Genomic DNA, 25,827 nt, shown 5'->3' with positions numbered 1-25,827 from the left:
CTCGTTACTGCCCAAGTTGCCATGTCCTACAATCCCGATCCGCGATGGAAGGCGGTGAAGAGCTTGTCAAAAGCGGGCGAGATGGGTGCGTATCGGTACTGAACAGCGACCAACAACACTGCCACGATGCTCGCCGCCAGTGCGAACCCACCGGCCAATCTGATTTTTTTTAATCGCCTTTCGCCGTCGGTCCAAATATACGGAATTGTGGCCAATGGCTTGGTCTGCAGAACCAGCATGAGGTCGGTTGGCCGGCGGACACTGCCATCCAAGAACTCGATCAACACGACGACGCCGATCCCGAGAGCGATAGCGCCTAAGATGCCCACGCCCGCGATCTTGAGGCGGTTCGGCCTGACTGGGTTCTGAGGCGGCGTGGCAAGCTCCACCACGGAGAAGCGTTCACCCTTCGAGCGGATTTCGATTTGCTCGCCCGTGGAGGCCTGCGCCGAACGCGCAACAGCCGCGTTGTACTGAGCCTGGATGTTTTCGCGGTTCCTCTCCAGCGCCCTCAGCACCGTGTCGTTGTTGGCGGTGGCGGCGATTGATTTGTTCAGTTCAGCAAGCTCCCGAGATATCGCGGCCTTCTCCTGGTCGATGTAACTCAACCGGGCCTCGATCTCGGCCACTTGGACCCCGTATTCGGAAGTTACCTTATTGCCGGCGGGCCTCTTTTCGGTCGCGGTGTCGGTCTGCATCTCCTTCTGCAGGGACCCGATCCGAGCGCGAAGCGCCACTATGTTGGGACTGCCGTCGGAAAAGATGGAGAGTTGGTCAGCCAGCGCCCGCTTCATGTCCTGGAGCATCTGCTGCTCCGGGGTGAGTGGCGTCGCCGATACGAGCCCCGTGGATCCGTATAGCTGAATCAGATTATTCCGCCTAACGCGAAGGGCGGCCTCTTCCCGTTCCAGCAACTGGAGCCTCTCCTGCTGGCCAGCCTGCTGCGTGCGACGGAAATCGAGGCTGTCCGGGAGCGCGCCTTGGTTGTCATTCTTGAACTTCAGGATTTCCGCTTCGATGCGCGTTAGCTCCGACGAAAGTCTTGCGACCTCCTGTTCAAAGAACTGCATCGTCTCCCCGGCGGTGTCGGTGCGCTGCCTCATATTCTTCTTGAGAATGAGTTCGACCACCTCGTTGACGACCTTGGCCGCAAGGTCAGGATCTGCTGCCTCGAACGAAACGCTGAAAACCGTGGCCCCCTCACTTCGCGATGAGGCCAGATCCAATTGCTCGAATGCTGTGCGCGACCGCATGTCCTCGACGACATCGGCATCTGAAAGTTGCGCCCTTTGGTCCTTGTAGACCCGAAGACGTTCGGCGAGTGCCAGAAGGTTCTCGTGGGTCGTGATTTGCTGCTCGATGATCTGCAACTGTTCAATCGCGTTCGTCGGCACCGTAGAACGGGCGAGGTCCGTAGGGATCTGCGGTTGCTCGACGAGAATCTTGGCACTGGCGCGATAGACCGGTGGCAGGAAGTAGGCAACGGCCACGCCGGCTATGCCAACAGCAGCTGCAATCACCAAAACCAGAGGTAGTCTTCTCAGGAAAACCGCAAGGTAGAAGCGGACATCCGCATGATCCATCGTTCAGGTACCCGCATCGCCTCGTCGGCCCAAAGAGCGGCCATTGTCAAACCGCTGCGGAACGTGCGGTAGACCGCCGATGGTGGCATTAGGAGCGCGGACCACACGACCCACTACGCCTATTGTCCAACCGGCTCACCCGAAGATGTAACCGGCGAGTTCCCCGGACTCGGCATAGCCCCTCAGGCGCATATGCCTTTACCGTCAGGCTTGGATGCCCGACTGAGCCTATCGGCCGAATTGCCTGAAATCCAGTATTTTGGCCACCTTTTGCCGCTCGGCACAGCCTCTACCTTCGCGAGACTGCACAGCCGCAGAACAGCAATAGCCATTCGTCCCGTGTCCGCGGGCCATCTACATCAGGAGATTTCCATGCATGGAGATTTCTCTAGGTCGCATACGCGCGACCTGGTGGTCCAAAGCTCGCCGCAACACCGGGAATTCAGTGCTCTCGCCCGCTACTCCATCGTTAAGCGCAGCATCGACTTGATGGCCGCTTTGCTTCTTGCGTTACCCGCGCTCGCGATCATCGCTTTTCTAGCCCTGCTGATCCAGGCAAACGGCGGCAGGCCTTTCTACGGGCAGCGGCGTTTGGGCAGGGGCGGCGAAATATTCACGATGTGGAAGTTGCGAACGATGGTACCCGACGCAGAGCAGCGGCTGCAGCAGCACCTGCAACAAGATCCGACGGCGCGCCTGGAGTGGGAGAGGACGCAGAAGCTACAAAGCGACCCCAGGATCACGAAGCTCGGCTGGTACATGCGCAAATACTCGATAGACGAGTTGCCGCAGCTCTGGAACGTCCTGCTCGGGCAAATGAGCCTCGTAGGACCTCGTCCCATGTCTCTTGAGCAGAGGATCCTCTATCCGGGCAACGCGTATTTCGACATGCGCCCAGGAATGACTGGACTTTGGCAGATCAGCGAGCGGAACCAGTGTTCCTTTGAAGAGCGCGCCAGATACGACACGCATTACAGCAGCATCCGATCCCTGAAAACGGACTTCCGCATCCTGCTGATGACAATCATGGTGGTGTTTCGCGGCACAGGACTATAGGAGGCCGATCGGGGCGAATTGTCCGGTCATGGCGGTGAGGCACAAGCGGCGGAGATAGAGGCCAGAAGCGGCCTTCCGCCTTCGGACTGAGACCTCTTCCCTCCCCAAGTGATCTATCTCCTACTCCGCCAGTAAAGTCATATCGTGCTTCCCACTGGCAAACATCAAAGGAGGTGATCGTGTCCGGCTTTCGAGAGCCTTCATCACCGCTGCACTTTGCATGATGGCAGCATCCCCGGCCTTTGCCCAACAATCTCCGGATAGAGGTCCGACGCCTGGCCTTGGTTATGGTTCGGGCGGCAACAAGGGCCTAGCCACGCCTGGTCCTATCGCAGGGGGCGGCCTTCTGTCTTCGCCGTCGTCGGCGGCGTAACCGGGACAGGCCGCGCAATACACGCGGGCACCGGGTCGAACGCGCGGAAGGCGGGTTCTACAAGGCTTACTCTGCAAAGGTTCTGATTCGGGCAAGAATTACCGAATTGAGGCCAAACAACGCAGCCTAGACTTAAGTGGACCATATTTTGGACATGAACGGTCCAAAATCAGGCTATGTTTGATTGAATCTTGGCGAAATTGCTGACTCTTCGTGTCAATATTACAGGTTTAACAAAATGTTAACTTTCGTGAATTGCGGGATATAGATGCCCCCTTTAGGTGAGGCCCTCGCCAAGGCCGGCTTGCTCATTGCTCTGCTGGTCCTTGGAGTCGACTGGCAAAGCGGGGCCGGGGGCTCACAAGAAGAAAGGTTACTAATGGCTATTGATCCGGCGCGCTTCGGCATGCCCGATGCGACCACGACCGGCGTTAAGCCCGGTACTGTGCTCACTCCTTATACAGGGCCGATGACCATCACGACGGATGGTGCCGTCATCGAGAACGCCATCATCGACGGAATGCTGACGGTCGCGGCAGAGAACGTTACGATCAGGAATTCTGTCCTTCAGAATTTCTCGACCTGGGGAATCCAAGGGGAAAGTGCCCCTGGGCTGCGCGTTGAAAATAGCGAATTCGACGGCACCGGCTCGACCCGCACGTCGGCCATGCTCATCGGAGGGGATGGAGCCGCAGCGATTGGCAACAACATTCACGGCATGGTCATCGGCATCCAACTGGCAGGCTCGGCCGAGATCAAGGATAACTACATCCACGATCTGGCCGATACATCATCGAATCCCGATGATCGCCACTTTGACGGAATCACCCTCTTCACTGGTTCAAACTACCTGATCGAGAACAACTCGATCCTCATGCCGGAAGGTAATGGTGGTACGGCCGCTGTCTTCATCGACGCCAAATTCAGCCCTGTCGACGATGTGACGGTCAGAAACAACCTGATGACAGGCGACCCTTCCTACACCGTCTATGCGACGACAGGTGGGACCCACGAACTCTCCAACGTTCGTATCGAAGACAACTATGTGGAGAAGGGTGGGTACGGTTATTTCAATATCCTGGGTAACAGCCCGACTCTTAGCAACAATGTCCAATGGCAGGAGGGCGTAGACCCGACACCCTACCCCACTGCGGCGCCCAATCCTACGCCGGAGCCGCAGCCCACGCCTGAGCCGCAGCCCACGCCTGAGCCGCAGCCCACGCCTGAGCCGGAGCCTGCGCCTCAGCCGGATCCTGCGCCTGAAACGCAGCCCACACCTACGCCGGAACCTGCGCCGACGCCTTCGGATAGCCAGGTTCTTAATGGCACCGCGAGCGGCGATACGCTGGTGGGCGGTGACGGCAACGACATCATCACCGGCTTCGAAGGCAGGGACGTGATGACGGGCGGCAATGGCGCCGACCGCTTCGTGTTCACCAATGCTTCCGATGCCGGCTCCGGTTCCAGCAGGGATGTCATCACCGACTTCCAGAAGGGCCTCGACAAGATCGACCTTTCAGCGATCGACGCGAATGGCTCAGACCCTGGGCACGGTACTTTCCACTTCATTGCGCAGGAAAACGCAGCGTTCGACCGGACGCCGGGCGCCTTGGCCTGGCGGCTCGAGAACGACCATACCGTGATCCAGGGTGATATGAACGGCGATGGCGGGCATGACTTCGAGATGGAGTTGACGGGGCGGGTCAATTTGAGCGCAGACGATTTCATTCTGTCGGCCACATCCACGCCGGAACCGGCGCCTACGCCGGAACCAGCGCCTACGCCGGAACCTGCGCCTACGCCGGAACCTGAACTGCAGCCCACACCTACGCCGGAGCCTGCACCTTCGCCTTCGCCATCTGGCCAGGTCCTCAACGGCACCTCCAGGGGCGATACGCTGGTGGGCGGTGACGGCAACGACGCCATCACCGGCTTCAGAGGCAAGGACGTGATGACGGGCGGCGATGGCGCCGACCGTTTCGTGTTCACCAAGGTTTCCGACACCGGCTCCGGTTCCAGCAGAGATGTCATCACCGACTTCCAGAAGGGTGTTGACAAGATCGACCTCTCAGCGATCGACGCGAATGGCACGGCGCGCGGCAACGGCGCCTTCCACTTCATTGAGCAGGAAAACGCTGCGTTCGATCGGAAGCCGGGCGCCTTGGCCTGGCGTCTCGAGAACGACCATACCGTGATCCAGGGTGATATAAACGGCGATGGCGGGCATGACTTCGAGATAGGGTTGACGGGGCAGGTCAATCTGAACGCCCAGGATTTCATCCTGTAGGACGTTTCACGCCAACAAGGGCCACGGCCCAATGCTACGCTTACTCGAGGGCGCCAAGGCGCCCTCGAACTTTTTGGCCTCTCCGTCGAGACCATGTTGTGTGCTCCGTTTCCGACGAAGCGAGAGGAGGCCGTCCTTCGTCCGATCAGGGCACCGGGAGATGAGGCAATATCCCGCCGCTCAAAGATGGGGGCGGTAAGCATCGTTCCAAGGCCCACGACCCTGCAAAGCCTCCCCCCATGCGCCTCCGCCCAGGCTAACCACTATCTGTCCCAAGCGCACGCCGGACGCCTGATCAACAAGGCAAGGACCGAGCGGTGCGCGGTCGCGCGCTGGAGCGAGCCGTAGCTCTTCGCTGGCTCGCAACGCTGCGCCGATCGCGCTTCGCTACCAAGCACAATGACGGCGACCTGCACTTTCGCCCCGACGACTGCTTGCGCCAATCGCCGGCACGCTGCAGAGCCGGGGCCGGCCATGCCGTTGGAATGAGCGGCGGGTTACGGCGTGGATACACGGCGACAGGGTTTGGCAATCGCGCAACCGCCAACAGCAAACGGGGGTAGGGTCATTGCCTCTTTTGTTGAGGTACCGCCAAGCGCCGAGCAGCGTTAGACCGAAGTGGATCAACAGCCGCCGACGTTAATTTCCCGAGCCGAGCGCAGTCTTGAAGAATAGGCGATGACAAAGATTCGCATCCCCAATTGCTCCACCAACGCCGCGAGCCATTAGAACATGTGTGGCATTGCCGGATGGATAGGGCCGCCGGCCGACATTCGCCACCTGCAGGATATGACGGGCGCTCTCCAACATCGTGGACCCGATGGCGAAGGATTGAGGGTTCTGCCACTTTCTGACGGATCATTGGCCGCGTTTGGGCATCGTCGACTATCCATCATCGACATTTCTGGCGGCGGCCAGCCGATGACGAGTCATGACGGTCGATACACCGTCGTCTTCAACGGAGAAATATACAACTACATCGAACTGCGGGACGAACTTCTGGCGCGTGGCGCCAGGTTCACGACCCGGTCCGACACCGAAGTCATTCTCGAGGCGTGGCGCCTCTGGAAAGCGGATTGCCTGCCCCGGTTCAGGGGCATGTTCGCCTTCGCGCTTCACGACAACATCGACAGAACCGTCGTGCTGGCTCGTGACCATTTCGGCAAGAAGCCACTGTTCATCGCGGAGCGGCAGACGGCGTCGGGAGCTACGCTGGTGTTCGGTTCCGAGATCCGCGCCTTGCTTGCCCATCCCGAAGTGCAGGCCGAACTCGATCTCGACTCGCTCTATCAATACCTTTGCTGGCGTTACGCGCCCGGTCCCTTCACCTTCTTCCGTGGGATCCGCAAACTGCCCCCGGCAAGCTACCTTGTGTGGAAGGCCGGCAAAACCACGACGAGGCAGTACTGGAGTGCGCCGGAAGAGACTGCGAGGGAACGGAAATCATGCCCGGATCCCGTAGCGGCGTTCCTCGATGTTTTCGACGAAGCGGTCAAGTTGCGCCTGAGAGCCGATGTGCCGCTTGGAGCCTTTCTCTCGGGCGGCCTCGATTCTACAGCCATCGTGGCAACGTTGGCGCATCTGGGCGCCCCGGAGATACGAACATTTTCCGTGGGCTTCCGAGACGATCCGGCGTCTGAATTGCCGGCCGCAGCCGAAGCCGCTCGTAAGATCGGAACAATCCATACCCCGTTGGAACTGCAGCCGGACGACCTGGCGGCGCTGCTACCGAAGCTAAGTCGACATCGGGCCGCACCGGTTGCGGAGACCGCCGACCTGCCGATCTACATGATGTCGAAGGAGGCGGGGAAACATGTCAAGGTGATCCTGTCGGGCGAAGGCTCCGACGAAATGTTCGCCGGCTACCCCAAGCATCTCGTCGAGAGATATCTCGGCGGACTTGCCGGGCCTGGCCTGCTGTCGGTTGCCGGTCAGGCCTTGCTGGCGGCGACGTCTCTCCCGTCGTTTCCGAACAGAAGGCTGAGAATCGCTGCCCGTGCCATGCGCGAGGGTCGCTTCGAAGATCGAATGGTCTTGTGGTTCGGGGCTGTCACCCGGGCCGAGCGTGAACAACTCTGGAATGGACCGGGCGTCTTTCGAGCACTCGACGAACGCCCTTTCCGTCCAGCCCCCGGAAGCACTCCTCTTCGTCGGATTTTGCATTTCGACCAGACGTCCTGGCTGCCCGACAATTTGCTCGAACGCATGGACATGATGACGATGGCCGCGTCGATTGAGGCGCGGACACCGTTCATGGATGTGAAGCTCGCCGAATTCGCCAGCACGTTGCCCGACCGCTGGCGGATCGGAGGTCGTGTCACCAAGCGCATTGTGCGCGAAGCCCTGGGGCCGCGTCTGCCGAAGGCCGTACTCCATCGACCAAAGAACGGCTTCCGGATGCCGGTCACGGAATGGTTCTGCGGCCCCCTTCTCGAACCGGCGCGGGCGCTCCTTCTAGGGTCTGACAGCATCAGCGGCAGCTACCTCGATCGGACGACGGTCGGACGTCTTCTCAGCGAGCATGCAGACAGGCGGCGGAACCATGACAAGACCCTGTGGGCTCTCTTCGCACTCGAGACGTTCCTCCGCGAATTCTTCTGACGAAGGACACGGCAATGTTGATTTCAGTCATCATTCCTCACCTCAACCAGGAAGATCACCTCAAGATCGGGCTGAAAGCTTTGCACGCCCAGGAGAGTGTCACCGCCGATATCGAGATCATCGTCGTAGATAACGGATCGACGCGGTTGCCTGAGCCGGTCTGCTCTGCCTGGCCCGGCGTCCGGCTGGTCTCTGAGCGCACACCCGGCCCGGGGCCCGCAAGAAACCGGGGAATAGGAGAAGCACGGGGCGATATCCTGGCATTCATCGACGCCGATTGCAGGGCCGATCCCGGATGGATTGCCGCGATCGAGGCAGCCTTCGCGAACCGACGAACGCAGATCATAGGTGGGGATGTGAGGGTCGGTTACGAGAATGCCGCGCGCCCTACATTTCTCGAGCCTTATGAGAGCATCTATTCCTATCGCAACAACGAGCATATCGCCGAAGGATTCTCGGGGACGGGCAATCTCGCAACGCTGCCTTCGGTCGTCGCAAATGTCGGACCCTTTGCCGGGATAGAGGTTGCCGAGGACAGGGACTGGGGATTGCGCGCCGGCGCGGCAGGTTATGCAATACAATACGTGCCGGAGATGATCGTGTTTCATCCTGCCCGGAAGACCTTCGCAGAACTGACCAAGAAATGGGACAGGCATATCGCACACGATTTCGAACGCATGCGATCCCGGCCCCTTGCGACACTGCGTTGGCTTGCACGGGCAGTCGCCGTCGCGGGTTCCCCCGTTTTCGAGTTCCGGACGCTGCTCGTCTCGCCGCGGGTCTCCGGGCCATATGAGCGCCTGCTCGCTTTCCTTTGTCTCACCCGCATCAGGTTCTATCGCGGCGGCCGCATGATCGCAGTTCTGCTGCAAAGTGATGGCCGCGCACTCTCGAAGGCGTGGAACCGCGACATCGGGACGATCAGGGAGGATTCTCGCGCCAGATGACTGCGGCAACCACAGAGGCAGGAACGGAAACGTTCGGGACGGAAGCGTCTGCCTTGGCCAGCCAATGCGATCCTGTCGTGTCGATTGTCGTCGTAAGCTACAATACTCGCGAGATGACGCTCGAGTGCCTGCACTCGGTCTTTGGCGAGACCAGGACGCGGTTCGAACTGATCGTAATTGACAATGCTTCGTCGGACGGATCGGCGGCTGCCATTGCTGCGGAGTTTCCTGGCATCCGGCTGCTGGCGGAAAGCCAGAATCATGGCTTCGCCAAGGCCAACAACATCGCCGCGTACCATGCAAGAGGGGAGTATCTTCTGCTGCTCAACCCCGACACCGTGGTGCTGGAAGGCGCAATCGACCGACTTGTGGATTTCGCGCAGCGTGTGCCGCAGGCAAGGATCTGGGGCGGACGCACGATGTTCGGCGACCGCAGCCTCAACCCTAGCAATTGCTGGGGACGTATGACGGTCTGGAGCGTCACGAGCCAGGCGTTGGGGCTGTCAAGCCTGTTTCGCCGAAGCAAGATCTTCAATCCTGAGGGATACGGGGGCTGGCTGCGTGACAGTGAACGCGAAGTCGATATCGTGACGGGGTGTCTCCTGCTCATCCGGCGAAAGTTTTGGGAGGAACTGGGAGGTTTCGATCCGAGCTTTGTCATGTACGGGGAAGAGGCCGACCTTTGCCTGCGCGCCCGGTCGCGTGGCGCACGCCCAAGAATAACTCCCCAAGCTCAGATCGTTCACTATGCCGGGGCATCCGAAATGGTGCGTTCCGACAAGATGGTGCGGCTGTTACGGGCCAAGCTGTTGCTCATCCGTCGGCACTTCCCAATCTGGCAACGGCCGATCGGATTACTGCTGTTCCGCCTTTGGCCGCTTAGCCGGTTCTGGGGAACGCGCCTGCTGCGACGACGTGATGCCGCCGAGATGTGGAGTAATGTGTGGAGGCGGCGCTCCGAATGGTGGCACGGTTGGCCGGATATCAACACTGAACCGTTGCTGGAGTCGGAATTCGAACATACGACAAGAGCGATCAAGTTGACGACGCAAGCTCGTTACATGCTCGTGAAAGCAAAGGGGGGGTTCGGAAACCGTATCCTGTCCGCTATCACCGGGACACTTCTCGCAGAGGTAACCGGCCGCGTTGCGGTGATCGACTGGCGTGACGGAGAATACCTGGATCGTGGAGTTAATGCATATCCGCTGCTGTTCGAGGATCCCGTCGGTGTCGATGTGGCGAAATTTGACAACCGCTCCGACGTGACCCCAGCGATTTGGGCGGGACATCTATCAGAGCACCCAACGGACCTGATTGAACGTTTCTTTCCTAACGACCACAGCAATCCGTTTATATACAGAAAGTTGTCTATCGACTTGGCGCATCCAAGTGCGGACACGGACCTTGCAGTGTTCTGGTCGTATCTTCCCAAGATGGCACGAATCCGCCGGCAGGTGAGGGCGCTGCCGGCCTACCGCGAGTTCTCTGCCGGCGAGATCACCCGACGCGCTCTATCTCGTTATTTCACACCGAATGATCGGGTGCGCGAACGTGTCGATGAACTGCTACGGGCTAAAAGCCGGCCCATTATAGGGGTTCACATTCGTCACACAGATCGAAAGGTGCCTTTGGCCAGAATTGCGGCTGAGGTGGCTCGGCTGCGCAAGCGTATGCCATACGCCCCAATCTTCTTGGCGACGGACAACCAGCGGGTCCAGGATGATTTCGGAACGCGGTTCGACAACGTTATCGTCATCGAGAAGACGCTAGGTGACGATGTCAACTCTCTTCACGAACATGTCGTCCACGCCGATCCGCTGCGCGAAGCGGAGAACGCTCTTGTCGATATGTGGGCACTGGCCTCGTGCGACTGGCTGGTACACTCCCGGCACTCCACTTTCTCAGTCGCAGCGGCCGCTATTGGGGCTATCCCGCATTCACGGCAGCGAGACGTCGATCGCCGTAATCCGCGAGTTGTATTGAAGCGATGGCTTCAGACATGGGCTTGACCTGAAGTCTCTATTATCAGGGCATCAAGACGGAGACTGCGCGTCACGGCGCTAGAGCCCGTCCTGCTTAATCTGGGTCATATTCGGCAGCCTTGAAGTGGTTGGCGCATTCGGCGGAAGTGAAGAGGTCGAGGACCAAGCCTACTGTGTCCGACGGGGCGGCAATGGTTCTTTCGGCCCTTGCTCGCAGCAGCGCCTTGAGTTGGCGAATGCGTTCTCGATCGAACCGGTATCGCCCCTGAGTGTTGCCTCGTTGGGAACCATGTAGGGGCTAAGACTCATGTCCAAGCTTGGCGGTGCGGGACCGACCCGGCCTGGCTCCATTCTCTTGATCTCGTCGCTCATCGCGATGGCCGGCTGAACGTGGAGACGACTTAGGTCGGCCCCTTCGATGTGACCGATTCAGGCGCGTCATTGCGACGTCGTCGCCAGATTTGACTTCCAAGAGCCACACCCCGCTGCCCAACAGGAACAGAAACCATGAATACGGAGCTGCCCAGAAGTGCACTGTGGCTCCGACGAGCAAGCAACTCATCATGCAGATGAGATACGCTACGCGATAATCGTTCAGCGTCTCATCCGTAAACGTCTTTGCGCCGACCGCGAACACTATCCAAAGGCAAGATCCAAATATCAGCGCGAAACCTGGAAGGCCATGCCTCACTGCGATCACGAGCCAGAAGTTGTCGATGCTGCCGGGCATCCAAGCTGGCCGTACCCAGTCGTGGAATCCGATACCGAAGATGGGATGGTTGATCACTGAGGCGGATCCGAATTCCCAGATCAGGAGTCGGATCCAACCCGTTTGCTGATCGAACGTAAATCGGGAGATGTAGAACTGCACGGGCGTCTGATTGGACCCGAATTCGACGATCAGATACGCCGCGAGAACAATAACCCCCAGAAGCTTCCATCGGGCGGCGTAATTCCTGAGGAGCCGGTTCCAGGACATCAGCGCACCCTGCATTGCCAATCCGGCCACCGGCGCCGACGACATGGACAGAAAAGCGGCGGCGGCCACCACGGGTCCCAGAAGTCTGCGTGATCTGGCACTGCGATCCTTGCTCGAAGCCATTTGGGTCAACGCAAAGACGCTGCCACAGAACAGGCCGAAGTGGATGGAATGCTCGAAAGGGCCCTGTACTCGCCAGAATCCGGATCGCTGCGCCTCCGTCGGTTCTACAGTCGGAAGGACGGCGCCAAAAGCCGTCAACAGAGGCTTGTCCCCGGTGAGCCACTCGTAGAAAAAAAACGGAAACAGAAGGGCAATAAGCTTTGCCGTCGCCATGATTGCATTCACAAAGGCTTTGGCATCGCGAATGTAGCAGCGCGCAAGAAGATATGGGCCCAGGGTTTCGATAAGAAGGATTCCGCTTGGCTTAACAGCAAAGCCGATGCCGTGAGCCACCGCGAAACTGATTGCTGCCCAAATACAAAACAGCAAAACGCCGATATCCGCGGCTCTGATGGGCCCTGCCTTGCCACCCGCCCACATCACAAGGCACGGCACCAACTCGATGATCAAGACGATTCGGTAAGCTGACAAGCTCAGAGGTCCGACACGAATTATCCAGGGAACAAGAAGACTGACCAGGAAAACCGCGACGGGCCAAGGCAGTTTTCGCTTCTGCGATTTGACCTCTGCGTTTCGACTGTCCAGTCTTCGCCGTCCACCTCTTGCGGGTTGGGACGAGCGAGCTTGTCCTGCTGCTGAGGCAGTGGCCCTCATCCGTTACGGCCTTTGGCGCTGTTCGGCATCCTAACCCCGCAGTCGCTCCGCGATTAATGACCGATCGGGACATAGCTGTCGGGCCACAATCGCCTCCATTTATGGGCTATGGAAGTACAGCACGCGATTAATTCTTCTTGCGCAACGCGCATCAACCGAACTGAGGAGCCTCACGCCCTACTTCGCTCCGCGCGAGCCTCGTGGGGACCAACTCATGGGGCGCCGCGGATTTCGACGTGAAATCGGTGGGTAGCCGGGGAGAGCGCGCTCTTCGAAAGCCGTGCTCCGGCAGGCAGAAGTCCCAACTCGATGGCCGCGCGGGCCAGCTCAAGCTACAAATCGAAAACCTCGCCGCACAGCGCAAAGCGGCCGAGAGATCCGCCGCGCTGGTCGAACTTGGCAAATGGCGACTGTTGGTAGGTTTCGGTGGCTTCGTTGCTGATCGATGGCGAGAAGCCGACCCCTTATGACCGCGCAGGTATCGGAGCGCTGCTTCGACAGCCCAAGCATCACGCCGCGGCGGAACTAGATACGATCGATGCGTCCGATGCTCCCTCACCTTCATGCAACGCTCGCCGAATTGCAGCGTCAACCGCGGCTCCGGCATCGTCCCAGGACGTTGACGCGACGCTCTCGGCCGCCCGCGTGGACGCGGATACGAAATCCGCCATGTTCACCACCTCATCCAGTGCTGCTGCCAGGGCGTGTGGCGTCGCGGCCGCATAGCGGATATGGGCGTTGTTCAGCACCATGCGATTGTGCTCGGCGTCGTTAACGATCGGGATGCAGCCGGAAGCCAGCATCTCGTAAGGCACGAGAGATACATTGGTTAGCGACAGGCACAAACCGGCGAAGCACCGATTGTAGATGTCGTTGAGCTTGGCCGGCGTTACCACACCATGATTGATAAAGTTGAAGTGAAGATTGCCGATGCGCTCCCCGAATAAGTGCAGTTCTATCTCGGGCTGTCTTCTTGCAAACAGTTCAAGTGCCAAAAGTCCAAGCTCGACAGCCCGACGTGGCGTACCGGCACGCGCGTAGAACGCCACTCCGCCCCGCTTCGAGCTTGGATCCCGCCGGTATCTGCCAGTATCGCATCCGAACGGAAAAAAATCCGACCGCATGCCGAATTCACGCGCCAACTTCTCCGCCAACCAGCGCCCTGCCGTAATGCCATGGAAACCCATGCGGTAGGTATTTTCGGCAAGAAGACTGTTGGTACCAACAGGATAGAAATAGGGCTCAAAGTCCTGAACAAAATAGAAACGCTTTCCGGTGCAGCGCGCGTTGAAGACCGCATATGCTGACGCCCAATCAGTAGCCACCACAGCATGAGCATCCGACATACCCTTCCGTAGGTCGCCGATCTCACAGTGTAATCCGTAGTGTTCACGAGCGATCGCTGCGTAATATTTGTGGTCGCCTCCGAAAGGATCATGCAGGTAGACGCGATTTCGATAACCTTTGCCTTGAAGATAATTGACCATCCTATAGGCGGTCGTGTGGCCCCCTGATCTGGGAGCGGCCGCGCCGATTACCCAATTCACGACAATCGGTTCGTTCTTTTTGACCTTCAGCCTGGCCACAGGGACCGGTTGAGAGACATCGGCGGCCAGCACGTCCTCTGGGGAAACGAGCCAAGGCTCGTTTCGAGGCCGCAGCCGATCCGACGCCTTTGACCGCAATCGATGCACGATTCTGCGATATCCATCGGTCGTCAGAATCGTACGGATCTGACGACTACGACGGCCTAATTGCACGCGCGCCGCATTGAGAACCAACAAGGGAGTTCCCAGCCGCATCATCGCAGAACAGCTCCGGTTATTTCAAACAGCCAGGCCACTCGCACCCGCCAGGCACTTCATTGGAAATGCTTTTCAATGACTGGTTGCCTAGATGCACTGTAACCGCCAGTGGGCAATTCAGCGAGAATCGTAACTCTTTCGATTATCCATTTGGATGGCGACGCGCTGATTTCGCTGACATGGCACTGATGTCGTTGCTGTCATAGCCTTGTCGGCATGACCCCGGTGTCGCGCAATTGGTCGAGCAGGCTTTCCTCGGCCTTGCAACCGGCGACATTGCCGCCCGTGAGCAGGAAGGCCACTGTCCGCCACCCACCGTCGCTCAGGGCGTGAATCTTTGGTGGTGGTGCCGCTGCTCGAGCGGCGGATGGCTTGGCTGCGCTCACCTCGTTGCCGCCAGTGGCGTAGCGATGCGCCCGCACGGGCGAGGAGTCGGTGAGGATCTCGGCCTACGTCATTACGGCATTGGCTAATGCATACTAATACGTGAAAGGTGCAACTCCAGGTGCCCTTGGCGGACCAACGCTGGAAGCGGTTGTAGAGGGTCTTGCGCGGACCGTAGACCTCAGGCGCATCGACCTAGCGCCCTGGCGGAAGCGCCCGACCGCCGCTCAAGCCGCGAGAATTCGATCGGTTCACGATTCGCCGGTATGGTGCGACTTCCAACGTCAGTAGCGGGATCGCACTTCGCGAACAATCCGCGTGCCCGGATATAGGGAGTTGTTTGGACGTCATCGCGCCAGCATTCGTACTGATAAAGGGGTAGGGTTGTAGATCTTGTCTCGGCCGATGAATTCTCGAAGAATCCATGATGACGATAGAAATTCTGAGGGAAATGCGGCATGGCGAAGGTCCAGGTTCTCGTTCCCTGCTACAATTACGGACGCTACTTGGAACAGAGCGTTCAAAGTGCCCTGACCCAAAAGGATGTTGATGTTGATGTTCTGATCATCGACGACGGCTCGTCTGACAACACGCCCGAAATATGCAGAGAACTGATAGACCGGGATTCCCGCGTGCGGGTTATTCGCCACGAAAGGAATATCGGGCACATCGCGACCTACAACGAGGGGATCGCACAGATCCGTGGCGACTATTTCGTCATGCTTTCGGCGGATGACCTGTTGACGCCTGGCGCGCTTTCACGAGCGACCTCGCTCATGGAAGCGCATCCGAGTGTGGGCATGACTTACGGTAACCCGATCTCGTTCACCGATACACTTCGGGAGGCCCGCACGTCATGCACCGGCGCGCAGGTTTGGGCTGGCACGGAATGGATTCGCAAAGTCTGTAGATCGGGAAAGAACTTCCTCGACAGCCCGGAGGCCGTAGTTCGCGCAGACATTCAAAGGCAGATCGGCGGATACGACCCGAAGCTTCCTCATTCGGGTGACATGGAAATGTGGCTTCGCATTGCTGCCCTTTCCGATATCGGGCGCGTTCGTGGTGCCGACCAGGCCTACTATCGTGTGCATCCGCTCAGCATGCAGCGAACTGTTCATGTCGGCTTTCTGTTCGATCTCCTGGGCCGGCACCAAGCTATTCAATCGATGTTTCAGAAGGAAGGCGCGTCTTTGCCTGAGCGCGAAGAACTCTGCAGTCTTGCAAGGCGGGTACTCGCCCGAACGGCGATCCGGCACGCGCGCAAACTCTGCGATTTCCCGCTGGAAGACAACCTGCCGGCAAGCAAGTATCGCGATTTCGCCGTTTCGCTCTGGCCAGAAATCGTCGGCACGTTCGGTTATCACGCTTTTGAAATCGCCGAGCGCCAACACAAAAGAAAGAGCGCATTTCAAAAATCCGTCTCTCACCACATGGCGCGGCTCCGCAAATTCGCGGAGGATGGGATATTCAACAGGGTTGAATATCGTTGGTTTAGATACACGGGCACTTACTTTCCACGCGATTTGTTCTAAGTGCCGCAATGGGCCGTCCAGCGTACCCGCTACATGACGCTGGAAAGCGTCGGGCAATTGAGCTGATGATCCCATCATCAGCCTGCCAGCCGTGATCAGTCCGGCCCAGGCCGGACAGCACGGCGACAGATGCCATCAGCTACACCACTCAGTGGGAGACGATCTCTTCATCCTCCTGGCGAATTATCAAGGCAATGAATCAGATCGCGTTCGTCAGCGGAATCAACATGATTCCCGGTTCACGGAATGCTCTAGGCTAATCGCCGTGTCGTCCTCGCCGACGAGTCGGCGCGTTCGGTTCAGAAGGAGAGACTGACTTAATTCGACATGTCTGCGGGCATATCCCTTTGTCGAGAAGTCCATTTCCTGGAAACGCTTAGACGCATGAGCGATGCGGCGCGCTGCCAGTTCCGGGGTGATATCCATTAGGGCCTTACGAAGTGCATCGGGATTTCCCGGCTCAACGAAAGTGACGCAGTTGTCGTCGAAATACCACTCCAAGCCGCCCGCACGCGAGGCAACGACCGGAATTCCAAGGGCGACGCCTTCGAGAAGCGTCGTCAGGCCAGACGCATGAAGGTTGGAGGCAAGCGGGATAACCAAGACATCTGCCCAATCGAACCACGATCTGGCCTCGGACAATTGCAACTCCGCTATCTGGAAGTTCGAATGCATCAAATGTCTAGGAAAAGTTCGCGAGCCGATCCGGACATCGAAATGATCAGCTGACTTGAATGCCGCGGCAAACGTTGGCCAATCCCTGTGCCGATCATTTCCTAATGCAAGGACGCGAACTGGCCGGTGAAAATGCTCGGCGTTCGGCCGTTGGGTATTGAAGGAATCCAAGGAGATTCCAAAAGGCATGAACTCGACCCTGGCTTTGCGGAAAGCACGGCGAGCCAGCTCGGTGTTTACCGGCGAAAGAAAGGTAAGCACATCTGGGAAGTGTATAAGCTGCTCATGCAGCCACCGTCGCAGACGAGGCATTCGATCCCAACTGTCCATTAGCCAGACAGACTGGGCTATTATAAGAGGACGAGAGCGGCGACGGTAAATGAACAGGAGTAGGCTGAGAGCTAAATGTTCACGTTCCGTATGCGTCCAAACTATGTCCGACTCAAAAATCTCCCTTCGATTCCGCCATGCATGAATAAAATCAAATCCACACAGTTTAGCGAGGCCCCTATCGATTACCCACATTAGCCCCCGTGTTGGCGTTGGGCGAGAGAATCTGACCCGCCATTCACCTGAGTGCGCATGATGGTATCCATAGGGAGTAACATCTGGAACCTCGCCGCGTGAGAAGGCGCTCTGCCACTCGCTAGATCCGAGTAGTCTTGGGAGTAGAACCAGGACTGATGGCATTAGGCTGCTCTCCAAGCATTGACCCATACCATTTTAATAAACAATACCCCGAACATAAGAGCTATAGAATGGCCGGCATCTAGTTGTTGAATATGTTTCATGTATTACGCGGCTCGGTTCATTGAAGCTCCCCGGCGAAGAAAGACCGAGTGCGACCTCACTCGGAACCCTTTCCGCTTTGCCTAGACGAGAGCAACCGGAGGCGCGCTTCGGGGCTTGCGCCCGATCGATAGGCGGGCTGATCGTCGGATGTCGTTTCCTGGCGGAGAACTGCCCGGTACGCCGCCAGGTAATTGGCCTGTTCGACCGACCAGCGGAATTCGCGCTGCGCCGTTTCGAACCCGAATGTCCCCATGCGGCGGCGGCGGTCGGGATCATCAACGAGCGAGGCTATTGCTTCCGCCAGCGCCTTGGGCGAATGCTCCGCCGCAACTAGGGCGGCATCCCCGGCGTCGCGCGAGGCCTGGAGAAGATTGAACTGAACGATGGGCAGTCCGAGCATCATGTACTCGAACACCTTGTTCATGGACAGCTTGTCGTTGAATTCGTTCGGGGCGTCCGGGATGACGCCGACGCTCAGCGACGAAAGATGGCTGAGCAACGGCGCGCCCCGGAGATAACCGGTAAAGGTAATCGACCCGTCCAGGCCGAGCGCGGCGGCGAGTTCCCTGAGGCGTGGAAGTTCCGGGCCTTCTCCAATGATGACGCAGTGGATGTCGTCGCGTCCGCACGCCTGCAGTTCGGCCATGGCGCGGACCAAGGCGTCAACGCCGTCCTGCGGCCCCATGATCCCGACATAGCCGATCAGATGCTTTCCGAGAGCGACCAGCCGCGGCTCCGCCTCGGTTCGCCGGAATTTCTCGGCCTCCGGATAGCTCTTCACCATGAACACACGGTTCGGTGACATCCCGCCACGCGAGATTGCAAGTTCGCGAAAGATCTCGTTGGTGGCGATGCTTGCGTCGGCAGATCGGAATGTCAGCCGTTCGAACATGCGCATCGCCCTGTAGCCGATGTCCTTGCGATCGAATTTGGCGACGTATAGCTCGGGACAGAGGTCATGATGGTCGAAGACGAAGCGGGTCCCGAACAACAACTTATGAACCAGTGCGATCAAGAACATCAGATCTGGCGGATTGCAGGCCTGTATGACGTCGATCCGTTGGCGCCGTCGGACGCGGAACGACAGGCGCAGTTGGTGGAACAAGGCGGTCGCATATTCCCTCAGATAGCCGCGGGCCGAGCGTGCCTCGCGAAGCGGATGCCTGTAGATATGTACGCCATCGAGGAACTCGTATGCCTTGAGATGCCCTTTCGCCGCCGGGCAGATCACTGAGACTGCGTAGCCAGCGTCCAACAACGTCCGCGCTTCCTGCCAGACACGGCGGTCGAACGGCACCGGCAGGTTCTCGACCAGGATAAGGACATGGCGACCTTCCGTCATGGCACTCTCCCCCGTAGCCGGAGCTTCCTGCGGCCGGCTTGAGCGCCGTCACGGGCTCACGCGGACTGGACAGGTCATTCTGCCATCCACGGGCAGTCTGAGCCCGCTCTCGCACGGCTTGCCAGTTGGCTATCGGGGTATCGAACTTTACCTTTAGTCGGAGCGCTGTGGGGTACCGTAGCAGGCCTATACCATCGAGGTATGCCGATGACCGAGCGGATGCTCCCTTAGCAGATGGCGAGCTGTTGGTACGTTTCGGTATAGCTGAGATCCTATCTAGCCCCCCTTTCGAGGTTTCCCTCGAGGTTGGCCTTCTCAAAAACGCCCAAGCCTGACTTCCGCCGCCCAAGATTGAGTTCGGCTTTGGCGGGGGTGCAGCTCAAAATCTTCCAGGTGCTACGCGATCAAACCTGCTTGCATTTCTTGGCGGGCTCGGCCCGCGCTATTTCTTCGGCCGGTCGGCGACGGGCAGGTCACGCCCTGGTAATTGCACCGCGCATTTGCCGCGCGGCCAAGCGGAGACTGTATTGGCCACGGAGGTCCAGCTCAGTTGTCGGTACTGCCGACGCGACCACTCCTTCGACAAGACCACGGCGCTAGAGGCGCCCGAACGATTACGGATAATCCTTTCGGCTGATCGCTATACTGCGTTTTCCGCGATTTACCTGAGCAGCTTGAATGGCATCTTTTGGCTTCCCGCGATCTACTTCGGCCAAGCGTCGCCCGGCGTATTGCGGCTGAAGGTAAAGGGAGAGGGACTTCACTATGATCGTCGCCGACGTGGAACTGGAGGAAGGAGTGGTCATCCACCATCCTGATCTCGTCAACCTCTATGGCTGCCGGATCGGTGCCGGCTCGCGCATCGGCGCCTTTGTCGAGATCCAGCGCAACGCCGTGATCGGCCGTAACTGCAAGGTGTCCACCCATTCGTTCATTTGCGAAGGCGTGACGCTGGAGGACGGGGTCTTCGTTGGCCATGGTGTGATGTTCACCAACGATCTCTACCCCCGCGCCGTAAATCCTGATGGCAGACTGCAAACGGACCGGGACTGGAGCGTCGTCACGACCACAGTGAAGCGCGGCGCGTCGATCGGCAGCAACGCCACGGTCCTGGCGGGCCTGACGATCGGCGAGGGTGCGATCGTCGGCGCCGGCGCCGTCGTCAGCCATGACGTGCCGGATTATGCGATCGTTGCTGGGGTGCCGGCAATCGTGATCGGGGAGGCTGCCGACAGGCCCCAACTGCGCCGGACGGGGAGCATCGGATGATCGGCGTCGCTGTCATTGGATATGGGTACTGGGGTCCCAACCTGGTCCGCAATCTGGCGGAAATTCCCAACACGCAACTGCGCACCGTGTGCGACCTGAAGACGGAGCGGTTGGCTTCTGTCCGAAGTAGATATCCCGGCATTGCCGCCACCGACCGCTTCGATGAGGTTCTGGCCGACCCGGACATATCTGCCGTCGCTATTGCGACCCCGGTTTCCAGCCACTATCGCCTTGCGATGAGCGCGCTGATGGCGGGCAAGCACGTCTTCATCGAGAAGCCGATTGCGTCCACATCCGATGAGGCACAGCGCCTGGTCGACGAGGCTGCGCGACGCAATCTCGTCCTGGCCGTCGACCACACATTCATCCACACGGGCGCAGTCCGCAAGATGCGCGAAATCGTGGAGAGCAGCCTCGGCGAGGTCTATTACTACGACTCGGTGCGGGTGAACCTCGGACTGTTCCAGCACGATGTCAGCGTGATCTGGGACCTGGCCGTGCACGATCTCTCGATCATGGATTTCGTGCTGCCCGAGAAGCCCGTCGCTGTTTCGGCCACTGGTATGAGCCACGTTCCCGGCGAGCCGGAGAACATCGCCTACCTTAGCCTCTTCTTTGCTGGCAATCTGATCGCGCATATCCACGTGAACTGGCTCGCTCCGGTCAAGGTGCGGCGAACGCTGATCGGTGGCAGCAGCAAGATGATCGTCTACGACGATCTCGAGCCGAGCGAGAAAATCAAAGTATACGATAAGGGAATTACACTCGGCCAGCGACAGGGCAGTTCGGACAACATCTACCAAGCGCTGGTCGGCTACCGGACTGGCGACATGTGGGCACCCCAACTGGAGGCCAGCGAAGCGCTTAGGGTCGAACTGCAGGAGTTCGCGGACTGCATCGAAAAGGGAGCAGCGCCGACAGCAGACGGAGAGGCCGGCCTTCGCGTCGTCCACATCCTCGAGGCGGCGACGCAATCCCTGGCGCAGCGTGGACGAGTCGTCGAGCTTGGGAACGCAAGGCGGCAGGTAGCATGATCCCGTTCCTCGACCTGAAGGCGCAATACGCCAGTATCAAGGATGAGATAGATGACGCGGTCCTGCGCGTCCTGGCCTCCACGCGCTACATCCTCGGGGAAGAGGTGGAGGCGTTCGAGCGCGAATTCGCCGCCTACTGCGACTCCAAGCACGCGGTCGCTGTGAATACCGGCACAAGTGCCCTGCACCTGTCTTTGCTCGCCGCAGGCATAGGCCCGGGAGACGAGGTCATCACCGTTCCAATGACATTCGTGGCGACGGTCTCCGCGATCTGTTACACCGGCGCGCGCCCGGTCTTCGTCGACATCGAGCCCGCTACATGCACGATGGACCCCGCAATGGTCGAGGCGGCGATCACGCCCCGGACCAAGGCCATCGTTCCGGTCCATCTCTACGGCCAGATGGCGGACATGGATCCCATCATGGATATCGCCGCCAGGCACGGTCTGGCGGTGATCGAGGATGCGTGCCAGGCACACGGAGCGGAGTATCACGGGCGCCGATCGGGCAGTATCGGCGTGGCGGGATGCTTCAGCTTCTACCCCGGCAAGAATCTCGGTGCATGCGGCGAGGGCGGCATCGTCGTGACGAGCAGCGACAGCCATGCCGAGGCGATCCGCATGCTGCGCGATTGGGGCCAGAGCCAGCGCTACCATCACGTGCTCAAAGGCTTTAATTACCGCATGGACGGCATTCAGGGCGCCGTCCTTCGGGTCAAGCTCGGGCATCTAGAGCGCTGGACGAGGGCGCGGCGAAGTCACGCCGCATTGTACGACAAGCTGTTGGCCGGCTCGGGCGGCACCACCGCTCCAGTCCAGGCGCACGGGCGGCGGCACGTCTATCACATCTATGCCCTGCGCGCCTCCGGCCGCGACCGCCTGCGAGAAGGCCTCCGGTCCGTTGGGATCGAATGTGGCCTGCACTATCCGATACCGGTGCATCTCCAGGAGGCACACGCCGATCTCGGCTACCGCGCGGGCGACTTCCCGGTCGCCGAGGCGGTTGCCCGGGAAGCGCTGTCGCTGCCGATATTCCCGGAAATGACGACGGATCAGGTGCGCCAGGTCGTCGAGGCGGTCGAGGAATGCGCATATGCCGCCTGATACCGCAAGCGCAGAGAGAATTGTCCCGGCTGTGCACGGCCGCCGCGAGCTCAGGGCCGATCCAACTTTCGAGCTAGGCCTGGTCGGCGCGCTGCGAGATGCCTACGGACGTCCCGGACTGATCGAACTTTACGCCCGCTTCGCCTTGGGCGAGGGAATGGTCGACAGCATGATGCGCCGCGTGATCTGGCGTGCTCTTGCGCGGCGCTGCGGGGACGGACTGAGCGTGGGCGGCGGGGTCGTCTTCAGGGATCTGGAAACGTTCGAGATCGGGGCGGACGTGCACATCGGCGCACAGGCAACGATCCAGGGACGGTTCGATGGATCATGCACGATCGGTGACAACACTTGGATCGGCCCGCAGGCGTTTCTTGATGCGCGGGATCTCTATATCGGCAATTTTGTCGGGTGGGGGCCTGGCGCGAAGGCTCTCGGTTCCGCGCATGTGGGAGTACCTGCCTCGGTCCCGGTGATCCGGACCGACCTCAGGATTCGGCCGATCAGGATCGAAGACTGGGCCGACATAGGCGTCAATGCGTCCATTCTGCCTGGCGTCACCGTGGGCAAGGGTGCGATCGTCGGCGCGGGCGCGGTTGTCGTCGCCGACGTGCCGCCCTTCGCTGTGGTTGCGGGTGTGCCGGCAAGATTTCTCCATTGGAGAACGGATTCAGATTCTCTGCGGCGGAGCCAAGAACTGGAGGTAACCAGCCGATGAAGGACCAGCGGATACTGATAACAGGCGGAGCGGGCTTGGTCGGTTCGCACATCGCGGATCTCGCGGCCATGGAAGGTCCGCGCGAGATCATCATCCTTGACAATTTTAGCCGCGGTCGGCGCGAAAACCTTCGGCGCGCATGCGAGCTTTGCCCGCTCACCATCGTGACCGGCGACATCCGCGATCGCGCCTTACTGGATGAACTGCTGCCGCGCGTCGATATTGTTTTCCATCAAGCCGCGATCCGCATCACGCAATGCGCGGAGGATCCGCGCCTTGCGTTCGACGTTTTGGCGCGCGGCACGTTCGACCTGTTAGAAACGGCCGTCAACGCTGGCGTCTCCAAGATCGTCGCGGCATCCTCGGCGTCGGTACTTGGCTTGGCGGACCACTTCCCGACAACTGAGACGCATCATCCCTACAACAACCGGACGATCTACGGCGCCGCCAAGGCGTTCAATGAAGGACTGCTTCGCTCTTTCGCCGAGATGTATGGGTTGCGCTATGTGGGCTTGCGCTACTTCAATGTGTACGGCCCCCGCATGGATGTTTACGGCGCGTATACCGAGGTGCTGATCCGCTGGATGGAGCGCATCGCCGCCGGGGAGGCGCCGATCATTCATGGCGACGGCCTGCAGACAATGGACTTCGTCCACGTGCGGGACGTCGCCCGCGCCAACATCTTGGCAGCGAAATCGGACGTTACCGACGAGGTGTTCAATGTGGCCAGCGGTGCCGAAACCAGCCTGATTGAGCTTGCTGCCACACTGGCCAGCGTAATGGGCTCTTCAGTGACTGCGGACCATGCGCCTGCGAGAAGCGTGAATGCCGTGACACGGCGACTCGCCGACGTCTCCAAAGCCCGCGAAACGCTTGGGTTCAAGGCGGCAATCGGCCTTGAGGAGGGGCTTCGCGATCTCGTTGATTGGTGGCGCCGCGAGCGCCAGACCTCCCTGGCGGCCGCAGAGTGAACGCGAACCCAACTCTCATCCCGGTGGCGAAGCCGCTCCTCGAAGAGCGAGAGATCGAAGCCGTCCGGCGTGTGGTGCTGTCCGGGTGGGTGACCCAGGGACCCGAGGTCGCCGCCTTCGAGCGCGAGTTCGCGGCAACGGTGGGTGCGCCGTTCGCCTGCGCCGTTTCCAACTGCACCACCGCCCTTCACCTGGCGCTGCGTGCCGTCGAAGTCGGTGCCGGCGACGAGGTGATCACAGTCAGCCACTCCTTCATTGCTACGGCGAACGCCGTCCGCTACTGCGGCGCAACACCGGTCTTCGTTGACATCGAAGCGGGCGGCTTCAACATAGACCCGGAGCAGGTCGAGGCCGCTATCACGCCGCGGACAAAAGCTATCCTCTGCGTGCATCAACTCGGCATGCCGTGCAACTTGGAGCAGATTGCCGATATCGGAAGGCGCCACCGGATCCCGATCATAGAGGACGCTGCGTGCGCGACGGGAAGCGAAGTCTTCTGGGATGGCAAGTGGGAGCCGATCGGAAAGCCCCACGGCGACATTGCATGTTTCTCGTTCCATCCGCGCAAGGTCGTCACGACGGGCGACGGCGGTATGATCACGACAGCCAGCGCCGCTTACGACCGCAAGTTCAGGCTCTGGCGCCAGCACGGCATGGATGTTTCTGATACCGTGCGGCATAGCGCTCGGCAGGTGCTGTTCGAAAGCTATCCCGAACTGGGCTTCAACTATCGCATGACGGATCTGCAGGCAGCAATTGGCCGCGAGCAGCTTCGCCGCCTTCCCGAACTCGTGTCGAGGCGCCGCATCCTCGCGAATGTCTATGCCGAGAGGCTTGCCTCCGTGCCGGGTGTTTCTCCGCCGAATGAGCCGTCATGGGCGCGCAGCAACTGGCAGAGCTACTGCATCGGACTGCCGCGCGCCGTCTCCCAGATCGCCGTCATGCAGGCGCTGCTTGATCGAGGCATCGCAACTCGTCGCGGGGTGATGAACATACACCGGGAATTGGCCTACTCCGGCCCGGGAGACTGCAGGGCCACGGGCGATCTTCCGAACAGCGGTGCCGCGCAGGATAACTCGATCATGCTTCCGCTTTACGTCCAGATGGGCGAGGGCGACGTCCACTTCGTCGTCGACGCCTTGGCGGACGTGTTGGCGGTGGGCGGGCCGCGGGCGACCTGATCGCCTTCGGCCTGATTCCGCCGCTTTCCCCCGAAGATGTAACCAGCGAGCTTCGCGGTCTTAGTACAGCCCATCGAGCATTGCCGAAATGAATGCCGAACGCATGCGGTATCGCCGCGGTATCCGGCAAAGCGTATTTCGATCATCTGCCCAGGAGTGACTGAACTTAAGGAAGATTAGTGAACGGAATCAGTGTTACCTTGTAAAGAATGTCAAATACGATGCGTATTGCCGCGGCATCATGTCCCTTAAAACGGACCTCGGAATCCTACTGATGACCACCGTCGTGGTCTTTCGCGGGACGGGATCATAGATTCGGACATGGCAGCGAAGGAGAGCGTGGGAGACAAGGACCGGCCTTCCACTTTCAGGCCGTGATCTCCTCCCCCAAAGGGATGTCTCTCCTAAACCGAAGAAGAGACATACCTTGCCTACCATT

17 protein-coding genes and 1 pseudogene are annotated in these 25,827 nt (G+C 59.6%); 12 read left to right on the top strand and 6 right to left on the bottom strand.

The window, feature by feature from the left end:
* Positions 1 to 26: 26 nt before the first annotated feature.
* On the bottom strand, positions 27 to 1,583 hold the full coding sequence (locus HUI96_RS12505; RefSeq protein ID WP_188254994.1) for a GumC family protein: 1,557 nt from the start codon (positions 1,581 to 1,583) through the stop codon (positions 27 to 29).
* A gap of 372 nt (positions 1,584 to 1,955) precedes the next feature.
* Between HUI96_RS12505 and HUI96_RS12500 the strand changes: the two genes are divergently transcribed.
* From HUI96_RS12500 to HUI96_RS29080, 5 genes are all read left to right on the top strand, one after another.
* A complete protein-coding gene (locus tag HUI96_RS12500) occupies positions 1,956 to 2,639 on the top strand; it encodes a sugar transferase (RefSeq protein WP_188254993.1) in 684 nt (227 codons plus the stop codon).
* Between the two features lie 677 nt (positions 2,640 to 3,316).
* Positions 3,317 to 5,299: a M10 family metallopeptidase C-terminal domain-containing protein gene (locus HUI96_RS12495; protein WP_188254992.1), complete on the top strand. Its 1,983-nt coding sequence runs from the start codon at positions 3,317 to 3,319 to the stop codon at positions 5,297 to 5,299.
* 732 nt (positions 5,300 to 6,031) lie between these two features.
* Complete coding sequence (asnB, locus tag HUI96_RS12490; protein WP_188254991.1) at positions 6,032 to 7,900, top strand: asparagine synthase (glutamine-hydrolyzing); 1,869 nt, start codon at positions 6,032 to 6,034, stop codon at positions 7,898 to 7,900.
* A gap of 14 nt (positions 7,901 to 7,914) precedes the next feature.
* Positions 7,915 to 8,847, top strand: a complete 933-nt coding sequence (locus HUI96_RS12485) for a glycosyltransferase (RefSeq protein ID WP_237684113.1) — start codon at positions 7,915 to 7,917, stop codon at positions 8,845 to 8,847.
* Complete coding sequence (locus HUI96_RS29080; protein WP_210320153.1) at positions 8,844 to 10,856, top strand: nodulation protein NodZ; 2,013 nt, start codon at positions 8,844 to 8,846, stop codon at positions 10,854 to 10,856. Before HUI96_RS12485 ends, HUI96_RS29080 begins: the two co-directional genes overlap by 4 nt.
* A 67-nt stretch (positions 10,857 to 10,923) precedes the next feature.
* Here the strand turns inward: HUI96_RS29080 and HUI96_RS12475 are convergent.
* The 3 genes and pseudogenes from HUI96_RS12475 to HUI96_RS12465 form a co-directional block, all read right to left on the bottom strand.
* Positions 10,924 to 11,090, bottom strand: a pseudogene (locus tag HUI96_RS12475) (IS630 family transposase); the annotation flags it as partial.
* A gap of 37 nt (positions 11,091 to 11,127) precedes the next feature.
* Entirely contained in the window at positions 11,128 to 12,381 is a 1,254-nt protein-coding gene (locus HUI96_RS12470) for an O-antigen ligase family protein (protein ID WP_188254990.1), read from the bottom strand.
* A 713-nt stretch (positions 12,382 to 13,094) separates the two neighbouring features.
* Complete coding sequence (locus tag HUI96_RS12465) at positions 13,095 to 14,390, bottom strand: glycosyltransferase family 1 protein (protein ID WP_188254989.1); 1,296 nt, start codon at positions 14,388 to 14,390, stop codon at positions 13,095 to 13,097.
* An 842-nt stretch (positions 14,391 to 15,232) separates the two neighbouring features.
* Between HUI96_RS12465 and HUI96_RS12460 the strand changes: the two genes are divergently transcribed.
* Positions 15,233 to 16,306 carry a glycosyltransferase family 2 protein gene (locus HUI96_RS12460; protein ID WP_188254988.1) on the top strand — a complete coding sequence of 358 codons (1,074 nt, stop codon included), beginning with the start codon at positions 15,233 to 15,235 and terminating at the stop codon, positions 16,304 to 16,306.
* Between the two features lie 222 nt (positions 16,307 to 16,528).
* On the opposite strand, the gene HUI96_RS12455 is transcribed toward HUI96_RS12460, so the two are convergent.
* Together HUI96_RS12455 and HUI96_RS12450 are read right to left on the bottom strand one after the other, a co-directional pair.
* Positions 16,529 to 17,293 (bottom strand): glycosyltransferase, encoded by a 765-nt coding sequence (locus tag HUI96_RS12455; RefSeq protein WP_188254987.1) that lies wholly within the window; start codon positions 17,291 to 17,293, stop codon positions 16,529 to 16,531.
* A 535-nt stretch (positions 17,294 to 17,828) separates the two neighbouring features.
* Entirely contained in the window at positions 17,829 to 19,115 is a 1,287-nt protein-coding gene (locus HUI96_RS12450) for a glycosyltransferase family 4 protein (RefSeq protein ID WP_188254986.1), read from the bottom strand.
* A 765-nt stretch (positions 19,116 to 19,880) separates the two neighbouring features.
* Here HUI96_RS12450 and HUI96_RS12445 point away from each other — a divergent pair.
* Genes HUI96_RS12445 through HUI96_RS12420 form a run of 6 tightly spaced genes read left to right on the top strand, consistent with a single transcriptional unit; the run spans position 19,881 to position 25,388 of the window.
* Complete coding sequence (locus HUI96_RS12445; protein ID WP_188254985.1) at positions 19,881 to 20,384, top strand: acyltransferase; 504 nt, start codon at positions 19,881 to 19,883, stop codon at positions 20,382 to 20,384.
* Entirely contained in the window at positions 20,381 to 21,418 is a 1,038-nt protein-coding gene (locus tag HUI96_RS12440; protein ID WP_188254984.1) for a Gfo/Idh/MocA family protein, read from the top strand. Before HUI96_RS12445 ends, HUI96_RS12440 begins: the two co-directional genes overlap by 4 nt.
* On the top strand, positions 21,415 to 22,521 hold the full coding sequence (locus tag HUI96_RS12435) for a DegT/DnrJ/EryC1/StrS family aminotransferase (protein ID WP_188254983.1): 1,107 nt from the start codon (positions 21,415 to 21,417) through the stop codon (positions 22,519 to 22,521). The genes HUI96_RS12440 and HUI96_RS12435 overlap by 4 nt, the downstream gene beginning before the upstream one ends.
* On the top strand, positions 22,511 to 23,236 hold the full coding sequence (locus HUI96_RS12430) for an acyltransferase (RefSeq protein WP_188254982.1): 726 nt from the start codon (positions 22,511 to 22,513) through the stop codon (positions 23,234 to 23,236). The genes HUI96_RS12435 and HUI96_RS12430 overlap by 11 nt, the downstream gene beginning before the upstream one ends.
* Complete coding sequence (locus tag HUI96_RS12425; RefSeq protein WP_188254981.1) at positions 23,233 to 24,207, top strand: NAD-dependent epimerase/dehydratase family protein; 975 nt, start codon at positions 23,233 to 23,235, stop codon at positions 24,205 to 24,207. The genes HUI96_RS12430 and HUI96_RS12425 overlap by 4 nt, the downstream gene beginning before the upstream one ends.
* A complete protein-coding gene (locus HUI96_RS12420) occupies positions 24,204 to 25,388 on the top strand; it encodes an aminotransferase class I/II-fold pyridoxal phosphate-dependent enzyme (protein WP_188254980.1) in 1,185 nt (394 codons plus the stop codon). The genes HUI96_RS12425 and HUI96_RS12420 overlap by 4 nt, the downstream gene beginning before the upstream one ends.
* The last annotated feature ends 439 nt before the right edge of the window (positions 25,389 to 25,827 follow it).

Source organism: Pseudaminobacter soli (ex Zhang et al. 2022) (genome assembly GCF_014595955.1).
GTDB classification, from domain to species: domain Bacteria; phylum Pseudomonadota; class Alphaproteobacteria; order Rhizobiales; family Rhizobiaceae; genus Kumtagia; species Kumtagia pseudosoli.
The sequence above is the reverse complement of the archived record's forward strand: the minus strand, read 5'-3'. Positions and strand labels throughout refer to the sequence as shown.